14 protein-coding genes and 1 pseudogene are annotated in these 13,710 nt (G+C 63.1%); 4 read left to right on the top strand and 11 right to left on the bottom strand.

The window, feature by feature from the left end:
* Window positions 1–431: 431 nt before the first annotated feature.
* The 3 genes from AC5W54_RS17400 to AC5W54_RS17390 form a co-directional block, all read right to left on the bottom strand.
* Window positions 432–740, bottom strand: a complete 309-nt coding sequence (locus AC5W54_RS17400; protein WP_495963362.1) for a hypothetical protein — start codon at window positions 738–740, stop codon at window positions 432–434.
* A 135-nt stretch (window positions 741–875) separates the two neighbouring features.
* Window positions 876–1,649, bottom strand: coding sequence for an ADP-ribosylglycohydrolase family protein (locus AC5W54_RS17395; protein ID WP_495963361.1), 774 nt, complete (start codon window positions 1,647–1,649; stop codon window positions 876–878).
* Between the two features lie 49 nt (window positions 1,650–1,698).
* Entirely contained in the window at window positions 1,699–1,968 is a 270-nt protein-coding gene (locus AC5W54_RS17390; RefSeq protein WP_495963360.1) for a hypothetical protein, read from the bottom strand.
* Window positions 1,969–2,174: 206 nt separating this feature from the next.
* On the opposite strand from AC5W54_RS17390, the gene AC5W54_RS17385 reads away from it, so the two are divergent.
* Window positions 2,175–4,034: a PHA/PHB synthase family protein gene (locus AC5W54_RS17385; protein WP_495963359.1), complete on the top strand. Its 1,860-nt coding sequence runs from the start codon at window positions 2,175–2,177 to the stop codon at window positions 4,032–4,034.
* A 56-nt stretch (window positions 4,035–4,090) separates the two neighbouring features.
* On the opposite strand, the gene AC5W54_RS17380 is transcribed toward AC5W54_RS17385, so the two are convergent.
* Window positions 4,091–4,834: a TIGR02452 family protein gene (locus AC5W54_RS17380; RefSeq protein ID WP_495963358.1), complete on the bottom strand. Its 744-nt coding sequence runs from the start codon at window positions 4,832–4,834 to the stop codon at window positions 4,091–4,093.
* 56 nt (window positions 4,835–4,890) lie between these two features.
* Window positions 4,891–5,154 (bottom strand): TIGR02452 family protein, encoded by a 264-nt coding sequence (locus AC5W54_RS17375; protein ID WP_495963357.1) that lies wholly within the window; start codon window positions 5,152–5,154, stop codon window positions 4,891–4,893.
* A gap of 496 nt (window positions 5,155–5,650) precedes the next feature.
* Here AC5W54_RS17375 and AC5W54_RS17370 point away from each other — a divergent pair, with 496 nt between their 5' ends.
* Window positions 5,651–7,387 (top strand): hypothetical protein, encoded by a 1,737-nt coding sequence (locus AC5W54_RS17370; RefSeq protein WP_495963356.1) that lies wholly within the window; start codon window positions 5,651–5,653, stop codon window positions 7,385–7,387.
* A gap of 132 nt (window positions 7,388–7,519) precedes the next feature.
* A pseudogene (locus AC5W54_RS17365) lies at window positions 7,520–7,753 on the top strand (IS1634 family transposase); the annotation flags it as partial.
* A 239-nt stretch (window positions 7,754–7,992) separates the two neighbouring features.
* Here the strand turns inward: AC5W54_RS17365 and AC5W54_RS17360 are convergent.
* From AC5W54_RS17360 to AC5W54_RS17350, 3 genes are read right to left on the bottom strand one after another with little or no spacing between them, the layout of a single operon-like run.
* Window positions 7,993–8,793: a hypothetical protein gene (locus AC5W54_RS17360; protein ID WP_495963355.1), complete on the bottom strand. Its 801-nt coding sequence runs from the start codon at window positions 8,791–8,793 to the stop codon at window positions 7,993–7,995.
* 15 nt (window positions 8,794–8,808) lie between these two features.
* The gene (locus tag AC5W54_RS17355) at window positions 8,809–9,543 is read right to left on the bottom strand and encodes a HupE/UreJ family protein (protein ID WP_495963354.1); all 735 of its coding nucleotides are present in this window, start codon (window positions 9,541–9,543) and stop codon (window positions 8,809–8,811) included.
* 52 nt (window positions 9,544–9,595) lie between these two features.
* Entirely contained in the window at window positions 9,596–9,970 is a 375-nt protein-coding gene (locus tag AC5W54_RS17350) for a hypothetical protein (RefSeq protein ID WP_495963353.1), read from the bottom strand.
* A 131-nt stretch (window positions 9,971–10,101) separates the two neighbouring features.
* Between AC5W54_RS17350 and AC5W54_RS17345 the strand changes: the two genes are divergently transcribed.
* Complete coding sequence (locus AC5W54_RS17345) at window positions 10,102–10,377, top strand: metal-sensing transcriptional repressor (RefSeq protein ID WP_495963352.1); 276 nt, start codon at window positions 10,102–10,104, stop codon at window positions 10,375–10,377.
* An 80-nt stretch (window positions 10,378–10,457) separates the two neighbouring features.
* Here AC5W54_RS17345 and AC5W54_RS17340 read toward each other — a convergent pair whose 3' ends face one another.
* From AC5W54_RS17340 to AC5W54_RS17330, 3 genes are all read right to left on the bottom strand, one after another.
* Window positions 10,458–11,654, bottom strand: coding sequence for an MFS transporter (locus AC5W54_RS17340; protein ID WP_495963351.1), 1,197 nt, complete (start codon window positions 11,652–11,654; stop codon window positions 10,458–10,460).
* Window positions 11,655–12,454: 800 nt separating this feature from the next.
* Window positions 12,455–12,673: a hypothetical protein gene (locus AC5W54_RS17335; RefSeq protein WP_263582644.1), complete on the bottom strand. Its 219-nt coding sequence runs from the start codon at window positions 12,671–12,673 to the stop codon at window positions 12,455–12,457.
* A gap of 192 nt (window positions 12,674–12,865) precedes the next feature.
* Window positions 12,866–13,681 (bottom strand): DUF6694 family lipoprotein, encoded by an 816-nt coding sequence (locus tag AC5W54_RS17330; RefSeq protein ID WP_495963350.1) that lies wholly within the window; start codon window positions 13,679–13,681, stop codon window positions 12,866–12,868.
* Between the last annotated feature and the right edge of the window lie 29 nt (window positions 13,682–13,710).

Here is a 13,710-nt window from a genome sequence, read left to right as displayed (position 1 = left end):
TTTTCGGACGGGGACGGACCTCCAAAAAGACGACGGCTGCGCCTCTGGCACCAGCGCTGAGTATAGGCGGCCGCCGAGTTTCTGTGCCGACAAGAGGGTGCAACCCTAAACAGTTTTCGGCGAACAAGCGATCAACGTCGAGAAAAACGTAGGGATTCGTCAGGATCCGACCCCCACTATATCGGCACCTTCCAGCGCGCCGCCCGGGCGGCCGGCGAGCCCTGCGCAAGGGCCATGGCGTCGCCGGCGCCATCGATTTCGACCGCAAGGGCGCCTCGGACTTCGTGACCCACTACGATCGGGCAGCGGGCTACACGGTCACCGACCTGGCCGGCGACCCCGCGCCCGCCGAATGGACCAGCCTGCTGGTGGCGCATGCGAGCGGCATGGCGAACTGCTCGCCTGTCTCAGGGCCGCCGGCTGAGCGGTGCTCACGCCACCACGCGATAGATCTCCCAACGGGTGGAGCCGCTCACCACCAGGGGCTCGATCGCCTTACCCCACTCCCGGTGATCGGCGCGCTCGGCGAGCTTGTCCCACTGGGCATTCAGCGTGGCCATGTCCGCCACCCGCAGGTCCACGGCGATCACCGACTCGGCGGCGCCCACGCTGCCGGTGGTGATGGTGTAGTCGGTCTGGCCGATCTCGCGACCGATGGTCGACCACCACTCCCGGGTCTTCTCGATCAGTTCCTGCTTGTGCCCGAAGCGGGCCTGGCAATACCAGCGTGCAATGATCATGACATCCCCCTGCGTTCTCGGGTCCGGTTGCGATGCGCCGGGAGCCCCGGCGACCACAGGGACGCAACAGGCGACGAGGGGGTTCCCGCCATCACCACTCCCCGCTTCATCGACGCCCCAGAGGCGCGGCCACCCTCAGGTCAGGAGAAAGCGGGCCTCGAAGGCCTCCACCACCCCGCGCAGGTCGGGCGTCAGCCTGGCGAGGGTCTCGCGGCGCAGCTCATCGGGCAGGCCACCATGGAAGGCCTCGGCCATGCCCCCCGCCATGCACGCCTGGGTGTCGGCGTCGCCGCCGAGCGAGACCGCGTTGCGGATCGCCGCCTCGACGCTCTCGGCCTCCAGAAAGGCGATGATCGCCTGGGGCACCGAGCCGTGGCAGGAGACGTCGAAGCGATAGCCGGGGCGGATCTCGTCCAGACGCCGCGACAGATCGTAGCCGAAGCGCGTCTCGACCTCCTCGCGCAGGCTCGCCTTGTCGGCCCCCTGGCGCGCCAGGAAGATCGTCGCCGCCACCGCCTGGGCGCCGCGGATGCCCTCGGGGTGATCATGGGTGACCTCGGCGCTGCGCTTGGCCAGGTTCAGGGCCTCCTCCAGCGTCTGGGCCGCGAAGCCCACCGGCGGCACCCGCATGGCCGAGCCGTTTCCCCAGCTGTAATAGGGCCGCCGATCCCGACTCGCCGCCCAGCGCATGAAACCGCCGCCGAAGCCGGCATCGGGGTAGCGGTGGAAGTAGTCGTGGTAGGCATCGACGAAATCCCCGCCGTGCAGCAGCACCTCGGCCACCGCCACGCAGAGCACGCTGTCGTCGGTGAAGGTGCTGTGCGGCGTGAACAGCGGAAAGTCCCGGTGCTTGGTGCCCGCCCCTTCGTGCACCGAGCCGATGATATCGCCGGCGATGGCGCCGAGCATGGTGACCTCCTCCCCGACCGGCGGGTGAGATGGCTGCCCTGCCTGACGATCACTCCTGATAGGGCTCGTCAGAGCGCGGGGCGTCGGGCGCCTGCTCGTCAAGGGATTGACGATACTTGATGCAGCCCCGCATGAACGCCGGCCATTCCGGCACCACCGGCACCGGATCCGTCTGCTCGGGCAGCAGGCTCCAGAGTGCCGGGTGATGCCAGCAGAGGTCATGCCCACTGCAGTCACGATGCTCGCGGATCGCCTGTCGCAGCTTTTTGACCTCGTCCAGCAGCTCTTCGCGCGTCATCCTGGTCAGGTCTTCGTCCACGTTCGCCTCCTGGAAGACTCCTTGCCCCTTCACCACAAGCCTAGCTGGATGGCGGCGCTACGGTTGCGTCTCACCCAGCCCCTACGATACTGAAACGGCAGGTGGCGGCAGATCGGGGCAGCGTATCGGCCCCGGTGCGTCGGCCTGCTGCCGGCCATGGGTCGGACGACGCCACTATCGAGTCGTACACACCAAGGGGCAAGGCCATGAATGACCAGAAACCGTCGTCAGCGAAGGCAGGCGATCAGGCGACACCATCCCATGAGACGCCAGCCGACGAGCTGGCGCAGCGCTATGCCGAGGCCCTCGCGCGATTGTCGACCGGGTCGTCCCGGGCCTGGCAGGGCTGGCTCGAACGCCAGACGCGCGGGGACTTCTTCACCCTGCCCGACCCGGCGGTCGCGGCCAAGGCCATGACCAGCCTGGGCCAGCAGTTCCTGCTGCAGCCGCATCGCGCCCTGGAGGTCCAGCAGCAGCTGTGGCAGGGCTACACGACGCTGTGGCAGAACACCACACAGCGCCTGTTCGGCGAGGCGCCGTCACCGGCCCTCGAGCCCGCCCCGCGAGACAGGCGCTTCAAGGGCAAGGGCTGGGAGGAGAACCTCTTCTTCGACATGCTCCGCCAGGCCTACCAGCTGACCGCCGAGCAGTGGTTGAAGGGGGTGCATGAGGTCACCGAGGAGCTGGACCACGACGAGCGGGTGAGGGTCGAGTTCTACGCCCGTCAGCTGATGGACGCCCTCGCCCCCAGCAACTTCGCCACCACCAACCCGGAGGTGATCGAGGCCACGGTGCGCACCGGCGGCGCCAACCTGCTGCAGGGCATGGCCAACCTGATGGAGGACCTGGCCCGGGGCGAGGGGTTGCTGCGCATCAAGCAGAGCGATGCGGCCGGGCTGGAGCTGGGCAAGAACATCGCGGTGACCCCGGGCAAGGTCATCTACCAGAATGAGCTGATGCAGCTCATTCAATACGCGCCGGCCACCGAGGAGGTCGACCGCCGGCCGCTGCTGATCGTCCCGCCCTGGATCAACAAGTTCTACATCCTGGACCTGACCCCGCAGCGCTCGTTCATCCGCTGGGCCGTCGAACAGGGGATGACGGTCTTCGTCATCGCCTGGGTCAATCCGGATGAAAGCTATGCCGAGGTGGCCTTCGACGACTACCTCACCCAGGGCACCCTCAAGGCCATGGACGTGGTGGCGGAAGTCACCGGCGAGGAGACGCTCAACACCATCGGCTACTGCATCGGCGGCACCCTGCTGGCCAGCACCCTGGCGCATCAGGCCGCCCGGGGCGATGAGCGGGTGCACAGCGCCACCTTCTTCACCACCCTGCTCGACTTCAGCGAGGTGGGGCCGCTGGAGGTGTTCATCGACGAGGAGCAGATCCGCTATATCGAGCAGCACATGGCACAACGCGGCTACCTGGAGGGCACGCACCTCTCCAACGCCTTCAACCTGCTGCAGTCCGCCGATCTGATCTGGGGCTTCGTGATCAACAACTACCTGCTCGGCCGGGAGCCCCAGGCCTTCGACCTGCTCTACTGGAATTCCGACTCCACCCGCATGCCACGGCGCATGCAGAGCTTCTACCTGCGCAACATGTACCTGGAGAACCGCCTCGCCGAACCCGGGGGCATCACCCTGGCGGGGGAAGCCATCGATCTGAGCAAGGTGCGCATCCCGACGTTCTTCGTGGCGACCGAGAAGGATCACATCGCCCCCTGGCAGTCCAGTTACCGCGGCGCGCACCTGCTGGGCGGGCGACCCCGCTTCCTGCTCGGCGGCTCCGGCCATATCGCGGGGGTCATCAACCCGGCCGGCTCGCCGAAGTATGGCTACCGAACCTATGGCCGCCTGCCGAAAGATCCCGAGCGCTGGCTGGCCTCGGCCACCCACCACCCGGGCTCCTGGTGGCCGGAATGGCGCAGCTGGGTCCAGCGCCATAGCGGCGGCCAGGTGCCCGCCCGCGAGCCCGGTGGCGGGCGCTTTTCCCCCATCGAGGAGGCGCCGGGTTCCTATGTCCGGGTGCGGGTCGACGACGCGATCACGCCTGGCGAGTGAGGGGCCCGTTGATCTTGCCCAGAAGCAGATAGGTAGACGCTTCTGATGTATTACTGCTACCGCTGGGGCGTGCGCTCTGCCGCGTCGCCTCCAGCCGCTTGCTGGCCTTCCCTGTGCAGCAGGTCAGAAAATACCCGATAAGTGGCCTCGTCATGTGACCGGTCAAGCACAGAGAAGCGCACCAACCGGAAAAGACCCTGGAATTCGCCGCCCTTCCCAAGCGCATCCTGAAATGCCTCAGCCACGGCAGTGGGGTCGTTCTGAAACACCCCGCAACCCCATGCGCCAAGGACCAGGTCAGTCACGTGGCAGTGTAGCGCTAGACCGAGGAGCAATGTCACACGCTCGCGGAGAACCGGAACCACTTTGTCGGCTTCCCACGGCTGGTGGCGACGTACGGCACCGGCATTCGGGGCAGGACACGTCAAGAAATCCACCCGGTAGGGATCGGGAAGAAGCTCACCGGTGTCGTTGCGAAATACAGGGCAACCCGGGGAGTAGATCGCTCTGTGAGAGTACAGCGGGGATGGCATGGCACGGTGGTGCTCGTAGTGTTCCGGGCACTGGAGCAGGCTCTTGTACAGCCCCGAACTGCGAGCCAGGCTCTCCTCCTGGGCCTGACTCCCGCCGAGAAATCCACCGCCTGTTTTTTTTTCCGAGGCGAAGCTGAGCACACCCACTCGTCGATCTTCACATACATGATATAGACAGGAAGCACCGGAGAGGGTGCTTTCGTTGATTACCTCAAGGGTCGTTCGCCCAGGAGCCTGTCGGATTTGACCGATCGTCGCGAGGAACACGGATTTCGAGACAAGTTTATCGATCTGATGAGGCGAATAGCGCGCTATTTAACGAATCAGATCGAATGAAATTGGCCGAAAGCCCGGGTTTCGTAGCAGATCAGCGTTAAGTCCGACAGGCTAGCGGCTGGGGTTGCCTGCGAGAGGACCTTGGAGCGGATGTGATGGAGTTCATCCGGGCCGAATTGCCGTGTGCCGGCGAGGCAATCATGGAGAGCATCGGAAATAGCGACGTGTTTGTTGCCGGGTACGGTGTAGCGATCCGTCTCAAGAATCTCCAGCGTTTCCGAGGCCAGCCTGGCTCTCGCTCTCCGCGTCATGGTTTCCTCTACTCCCACTGAAATTCAACTTCGCATTCAGCTATTGGATTATCCTGCCAGCACGTTACAGTTAATAAACTCACCTGCTCAACCAACCTAACCCACCAGCTTTTCTTGGAATCGAGAATACATCGGCAGTATGCCACCGGCTGAGCGATAAGCGCTGCATTATGAGCAACAGGGTCAGGCCAAAATGGCAGCCTGACTCGAACCAATGGGGCTCGGGATGGAGGAGATCGTCGCACTCATCCCTCAGCGCCGCTGTCACGCTAGCCAAGGAGGCGGCAACCTGCTGGCCGGTCGCCTGGATCAATGGCTTGGCTCGTACGGGTGCACTACAATTTGATACGTGCGCGAACAGACTGCGAGGCAGGAAGGGCCCGTCGCCCGGAGGGGCTGATAGTGCATCAGGTTAGGTGCTGCTGCGGGCGTCGGCTGTCGCACTGACTGGGGCTTCGCCGGTCTCGACGCATCATTACGTCGCCGGGCATTTCCCATGAACCTGGTTCCTGACATTATCCGTTTGCTGCCCGAGGCCGTCACGAATCCCCTGACATTCGTCGCATTCGTGGTCGCGATGGTCGTATTGGGGCTGATGTGGTACAGGACTCGCCGGCTCAAGATCCTGTTGGCGCAACTCGACGCGATTCCGGCATCTGGGCGAGCGGACCTCATCCGGGCCGAGATGGGGGTCGTGCTGCCGAAGACGATCACGGCAGACCAGTGGATCCGGTCGCAGAAGCACCGCTACGTGTTCGCTGGGTTCGTCGTTGTCTGCTTCCTGGTGCTGAGCGTGGTGGGGATCGCCGGGTGGACTGCGTGGCAGCGGCACGCCGAGATTGACGAGCTACAAGGCAGAATCGCGACCGTTCAGAGTGAGTTGCAGGAGGTTCGCCGGCAGGTGGGTCAGCTATCGTTCGATCCGGACACCCGGACCGTCCAGGTGGATATGACCACCGCCGAGCGCGATCGCCTTGAGGAGCTCAACGAACGACTGGAGGGGTTGACGCAGCGACTCCGGGATCAGGCGGCGGTGGTCACCCTCGCGGAGAACGACCGTCAGCGGTTGATCCGGGCCGAGGCCGCCATTCAACACAACCGCGGCCTGATCTATCTGCAGAGCGGGGACTCCGAGCGAGCCGCGGCGGCGTTCAGCGTTTCGATCGATCTGTTGGATCCTGTCGCGGAAAGCGATGAAAGTCCTGAGGTCGTAACGGAGTTTGCGCACAGCCTGCTCGCCAGGGGGCTCGTCGGCGAGGCTCAGGGGCAGAGCGAAGCGAGGCGTGATCTAGAGCGAGCACAACGACTCTACCAGCAGCTGCCTGAGACAGAGTCGGCAGCAGTGGCCGCCAGCCTGGCGGCTGTCGATCATGCCCTGCGCCCCCTTGGGGCGGCAACGCCGGCTTCACAGGACGATTCAGCACCTGATTTGCCGACGCCCGACTCCGAACGGGCGGTGACGGCGTTCACATCCCCCGTAAGCGCGGTAGTGGTCAAGCCAATCACTCTTGATGGATTTCCGCAGTTGTCCCGCATTGGGCTGGTTGCTGCCGGCACGTCGCTGAGTGGGTCCACTCCAGTCGAGCAGGTTACCGACGAACCCGGCTCAACGATGCTGGTGAACGCTGGCGTCTACGATGTCGTGGTGCAGGTTCCGAACGGCTCGCTTCTCAAGATCCTGCGCAACGTTGAAGTCGAGGACAGGCAGACAGTCGAGATCGAAACCAATGCCCTGGTGGCGGCGATTTCTGTCTCGGCGTTCACGGTCGAGGGCATGCCTCCCATCGAGCGCGTGGCCGTGGTGCGAGACAGGACGCTGATCCATGAAGTGCGTGAGCCGAACGTCCCCATGCTGGTTGAGCCGTCGACTGCGTACGAGGTGTGGTATACCCCAGCCGGCGAGCGTCCTGTTCTACTCGAGCGAGACGTCGAGGTCGCTGTAGGGCAAATCGCTCGAATCGAGGCGAATGCTCGAGTGGCCGCGATCGCGGCTCGCGCCCCAGACCTGCCGGGACTGCAGCTCGAGAGCATCCAGGTCGTCTCGGCCGGGACAGTTACCACCCGCTCCTACACGTACATACGAGAGGCCTCGGACTTTGGTGTGCCGCTGATGCTATACGCGGATGACTCCTACGACGTCCTGCTCAAGCCTGTCGGTGGGAGACCGATCCGCATCGCCGAGAACGTGAGCCCCGAGCCGGGGCAGATCACTTGGGTTGGGGGCGACCCTTGAGCGTATGATCGCGGCGCCGATTGTGCGAGGGTTGCGCGAAATGAGGGTCTGTCCCTCGAAATGAGGGTCTGTCCCTCATTCTTGAGCATTCTTGAGGGTCTGTCCCTCATTCTTGTCCCTCATTCTTTGCTTGCGCTGATCTGTTTCCTCGCCCTGGTACTTTACCGGGTGCTGAAGATGCGGCTGAAGGCCAGCGATCACCCACTGTCACCGACGCGGGCACTGGAGATTGCCCGTAAGATCCAGTTCCACCAAGTCCTGCTTCACCGTCGCGAGACGGCGAGCGGCCTGACCAAATTGAAGCCTGAACAACGCGATCTCTTCGAGGCCATTGGCCTGCCGGCACCGACTGCATCCCGCTTGTAGTGCCAATTTTGAAAACGCGTTTCCAGGTTAATCAGTAATTTACGCTTCTATCTGTCGAACTCGGGTGACCCGTAGGCATTGAGGACAACCGCATGCACCAGAGACAACCGAAGCCTTGACAGGTCAATCCATACCAGCGGCGTAGTTTCAGCAGAGAGCTCGTCTTGGTGCGGTAGTCACCGGCGGGGAAAAGCGTCGCCCCGGCCTGACGGCCGAGGCGACATGGGCGATGCCCGGTCTCACAGCATGCGCTTCAGCTCCCCGTAGTCACCGCCGATGCGCAGCACCACGGTCACCTCGTTGTCGTTGCGATTGCGGAAGAACCAGCCGTGGTTGCCGGTGAAGGCCGCTTCCAGTTCGCCCTCGTCCTCGGGTACGCCACGGCCCTTCTCGTAGCTGATCGAGTTGCCGTTGCCGTCACCGTGGGTGTCGAAGTTGATCGGCCCCCCGTCGGACGACCAGGCGAACGTCGCGACGGCACCTTCCTCCATGGTCAGTTTGTACTCGGTGCCTTCGCCCGGGGTCAGGGTGAAGCTCACCTCATCACGCCAGGTGGCCGCCGCCTCGTTCGCTTCCGAGGCTTTTTCCTGAGACGAGGAGGCGTCAGCCACCGCCTGGCTGGCCTCGGGTTGCGGCTCATCCTGGGCGGGCGCGGAAGAGGCTACCGGGTCAGCCTCGTCGCTTGAGGTTGAGGCGGTCACCGGCTGCTCGGCAGTGGTCTCGGGTGAGGTGTTGGCGGTGGCTTGGCTCTCTGCCACGGCCTGGGGCTCCTGCTCCGCGACGACCGGCGACGCCACGTCCGCGGCGGCCTGTGACGCCTCCCGGTCGAGCTCGGCCTCCTCGGCCAGCTGCTGCTTGATTTCCCCCATCTCGGTCAGGCCCAGCAGGCGGCCCGCGCCGGTGGGGTCGATGGCGTACTCCGCGGGCAGCACCACGGTCACCAGCAGGGCGGCGGCTACCACGGCGGCCACCAGGGTGGAACGGAGTAGCTTGCCGGTCGAGGGCAGCTCGGCACGGGTGGGTAGATCGGTGTTGTACATCGGAGACTCCCTGAATCAGGCGACGAAATAGCCGGTGAGCTGATAGCCGATCAGCACGAAGCCGGCGCACATCATGGCGACGTTGGCGGTATAGGCGTGGCGCAGGAACCCGGCGGTGCGCCGCCAGAAGCCCATGACGATGAGGATGGCGCTCAGGGCCAGCAGCTGGCCGACCTCCACCCCGACGTTGAACGCCAGCAGGTTGGGCACCAGGCCGTCAGGCGAGATCTCGTACTCGATGATCTTGCTCGACAGGCCGAAGCCGTGAAACAGGCCGAAGATCAGCGTCGCCGCCTTGGTGTTGGGCTGAACGCCGAACCAGCGCTGGTAGGCGCCGATGTTGTCCAGCGCCTTGTAGACGACGGAGAGCCCGATGATGGCATCGATCAGGTAGCTGTTGATGCCGATGTTGTAGTACACCCCCAGCAGCATGGTCGTGGAGTGACCGATGGCGAAGAGGCTGACGTAGATGGCGATGTGCTGCATCCGGTAGAGGAAGAAGATCACCCCCAGCAGAAACAGGATGTGGTCGTACCCGGTCACCATGTGCTTGGCACCGAGGTAGACGAACGAGATCAGGTGAACGCCATAAATTTCCTGGATATAGCCCTTGTCGCCCTCGGCAACGGCGTGGGCAAGGGCATCACCGCTGGCTCCCAGGAGCAGCACCAGCAGCGTGAGCAGGGTCAGGGCATGGCGTCGGGCCTTGTCAGGCAAGCCCAGCGCATCCCCCATTCGCAATGGGAACATGAAACCTCCACGGGTCTGTCTTGGGTATCGGCCGTCCGGCGGACGGCCCCGGTCATCCAGCGATGGCCGGCCGTGGGGGGCGTTCCAGGCGATAGACGCGGCGCAGCGGGACGCCATGCCGGGCGACCGTCCGCGGGGCATCACGGAACCCCGGCGCCAGGCTGACGCCCGTGCCGAGGCGATCCGCCGTCTCGTGGAAGTGACTGCCGCTGTCGTGGTGGAGGTGGCGGCCGTCCCCGTGGTCATGCTCATGGACGTGGGAGTGCCCATGGCTGTCCCTTTCCGCCTCCTGCTGCGCCGCCTCGATCGCTGCCGCGCCCAGCGGCCCATGGGCCCGCGCCTCGCCGGCACTGGTCAGGCCCAGGCCGGGCACGAACAGCAGCAGCAGGATCAGGTAGCCGAGGCGATGGCGCAGCCGGTGGAGCATCGAAAGCCAACCAGGATGAGAGGGGAAACCGGGAACGCAGGTGCCAGGCCGAGACGAGCGGCATTGGCACGCTGCCGGCAGGAGCTTAACATCCTCCCCATGGGGATAGGAACAACGACAGGGAGCCTAAGATGCCACCACATGCCCACGAGAGCCACCCCGCCATCATCAAGCGGCTCAACCGCGCCCGGGGCCACCTGCAGAGCGTCACCCAGATGATCGAGGACGGCCGCCCCTGCCTCGATATCGCCCAGCAGCTGCATGCCGTGGAGAAGGCCATCCAGCAGGCCAAGCGAACCCTGGTGCAGGATCACATCGATCACTGCCTGGACGAAGCCATCGGCGACAGCACGGAGGGCCAGCAGGCCCATATCGACGAGTTCAAGGCCATCGTCCGCTATCTGTAGCGGCGTGAATGAGCGGCGTGAATGGCCCCGCCGACTCTACCCACCCTTCCAGCGTCGCTGGCAAGGCATGACTCGCGCGCTCAGGCGCATGCTTCTGTCGTTTCCGCTGGCCACAGGCGTGTGGCCAGCAGGGTGGCGGCCAGGACCAGGGTGGCCAGGACCGCGAAGGCGGACATCATGCCCAGGGCGCTTCCCAGCCAGCCGGCCAGCGGATAGGCCACCAGCCAGCAGGCGTGGGAAAGCGAGAACTGGGCGGCGAACAGCGCCGGGCACTCCTCTGCCCGGCAGGACTGCTTGAGCAGCCGGCCGGTGGGCGTCATCACCATCGAGGCCCCGGCCCCCAGCACGAACCACAGCAGCAGCAACAGCGCAAAGCCCGGTGCCGTCAGCCCCGCCACCAGGCTGGCACTCATCAGCAGGCCGCCCGCCAGCATCACCGGCCGCTGGTCCAGTCGCTCCAGCAGCCTGGGCAGGCTTAGGGCAACGACCATCGATCCGCCCCCCGCCGCCGCGAAGGCGATCGCCACGTGGGTCTCCCCCATGCCCAGCGCATGACGCACATAGACCACGGTATTGACGATCTGCATGGCACCGGCCGCGGCCACCGCCATGTTCAGGGCCAGCAGCCCGCGCAGCCGCGGGGTGTGCAGGTAGCGCCTCATGCCCTGGGTCAGCCTGGACCAGACCCCGCCGCCGGCCGTCTGCGGATGCGGCGAGGGCAGCGACACGCTCACCACCAGCAACGCCGAGAGCAGGAAGGCCGCCGCATTCAGCACGAACAGCAGGTTGAAGGAGATCACCACCAGCAGCAGCGCGGCGAGCAGCGGGCTCAACAGGTTCTCCAGATCATAGGCCAGGCGTGACAGGGAGAGCGCCTGGGTATAGCGGCGCTCGTCCTCGAAGATATCGGGAATCGTGGCCTGGAAGACCGGCGTGAAGCCCGCCGAGCAGGCGTTGAGCAGGAAGATCATCAGGTAGATCTGCCATACCGTGGTGACGAACGGCAGGCTCACCACCACCGCGGCGCGCAGCAGGTCGAGGGTGACCAGCAAGGCGCGCCGTGGCAGCCGGCTGGCATAGGCGCCCACCACCGGGGCGATGCCCACATAGGCAATCATCTTGATGGCCAACGCCGTGCCCAGCACCTCACCGGCACGCTCCCCGGCCAGCTCGCTGGCCAGCAGCGCTAGGCCGACCGTGGTCAGCCCGGTACCGATCAGCGCGATCACCTGTGCGGAGAACAGGTGGCGATAGCGACGATCCCGAAACAGCTCCATACTACTCCTCTTGTTGACGCGGGATGACCCGAGGCCACCAGGCATGTCAATTCATATCCCCCCCAGGGGGATATGGAAAGCCTAGCCTCTGCCGACCACAAGAACAATGGATGCTGGGCAAGTCAGGGCGATGTCGCGCATCATGCAGGGGGCAACAACGCCATACCGGGCACGACACAAGGAGTGGTGCATGAAGACACTGTATCGAGCCGCCACCTCCCTGCTGGCGGTCACCGCGCTTTCAGGTTGTGCGGTCTACGCCGATGGCTACGGGTATGGAAACGGGTATCCGGGGTACGAACGCAGCCAGGGTGTACCAAGCGGCCACCTGCCACCCCCCGGGGAGTGCCGGATCTGGTACCCAGACCGGCCGGAGGGACAGCAGCCACCGCCCGGCGACTGCGATGAGCTCCGTTACCAGGTTCCGCCCGGCGCACGGCTCATTCGTGGCTGACAGCAGAAAGAAAACACACCTTTTCTTTCCATAGAAAGATTTACGCAATTCCTTTACAAAAAACCGCCCCTCCAGGGCCTCCTGGAGGGGCGGTCAACGTGTGTAAAGAAAACGACCATATGATTCACGGCACCTATCGGCCAGAAGCCGCCAATCGGATATCGTTAATATAAGCCACTACTATTCGTCCCTGGCGCGCCAGGGTAAGACGTTCTGCTTGATTGACCTATCAGGCATAGCAGAGACTGAACGGTCTTCGCAGACTGAATCACCGCCAAAAACTGACGTCATTGCACGATAGCCTAGTCAGCTAGGTCGAGAGCGAAAATAAAGGTTAGCACAGCTATCAACTTAACTTTCGAGTCACCGTGCAGTGACACACATCACCGTCGATGCTATCAATGCGAACAACAACTGGCCGATCCTCGGCCGGGTCTTCGGTAAACAGAAGCCAAGTATTGGAGTCGAGCGCCCGGACATATTCCCTGCCCACCTCAGGCTCCTTCACCTGATCCGTGCCAATCTTTGTGGTCATGCCAACTTCAAGTCGTCTTATATCTTGCATGGACCTCTCCTATGTCAAGGAAAACTTAATTACCAACTGTAAGCATAAAAGCTGCTATATCTATATCATCAGGATAGACTAACGTTCTCCTTTCGGCCAGAAGCGGTCTTTCATCATGTGCTGATAGAACGTTCCGGTTCAGCGGCGGAACGCGCAGCGGGCCGTCCGCTGCAACCGGTTGTTAGATGATGTTCACTCAACACTGTATTTGCTCTTCAGCTCAGATAGTCGTTGAGCTTCTCGCTCGCCAAAATCACGGACTGAATACAGAGTCTCGCCGCCTGGCCCGTCGAGCCTCTCAACTGTAACAGTAAACACTGCGTCAACGGGGGCATCCACCTTACCCCAATCAGAGAACATGTTCGGAGCAAGATTCCAGGTCGCCTCCTCCCCTGGCTCAAGACCGCCCGAAATGTTGTAATTAAAAGTATCCTTGAGCCAAGGCACACTCCGATTCGGACTCGCGATCGTGCCTTCAAAGAAAGCGCGGGATACAGGAGAGTTTGTATCATTTTTTACAGTCAGCTCAATGATTGGCTGTTTCCCCATGTAGTCGCTCTCCCTCATAGAAAAACGAGACCGCAACACCTCGAATTTTATCAACTCCTCACGAGCCTCTACTGAAGCCTGTCTCTTTTCCTCAAGCTCCTTTATTTCTTCCAACGCTTGCGCACGCTCACGAGATTGCCGCTCTGCCATTATCCTATCTGCTTCGGCGATCACTTCTTCAGCAGTCTTTCCATTGAGAGCGCTGCGCATTTTTTCCTCAATATTCCCAGCCCCTGCCGCCCCTTCAGCAAAGAGATCTTTCATGTCAATTTGACTAAAGGCCAAGACCTGTAGAGCCTCGTTAAACTCCGCCTTCTTCGATTCTGGCAAACTTTCCCGAACTTTCTGGGAGGATGCTTTCATTGCCTCATCTGTTGAAGCATCGATTTTTGGATCAGAGCAACCGGCCACGACGAAAGCAAGGGCAGCAATCATTCCGTATTTTAGGTATCTGTTCATGTTTTCTCCTATTGATCCTTCGAAATGAG

Source organism: Halomonas sp. LMYGS-3 (assembly GCF_059509875.1).
This window is presented reverse-complemented; position numbering and strand designations above follow the sequence as displayed.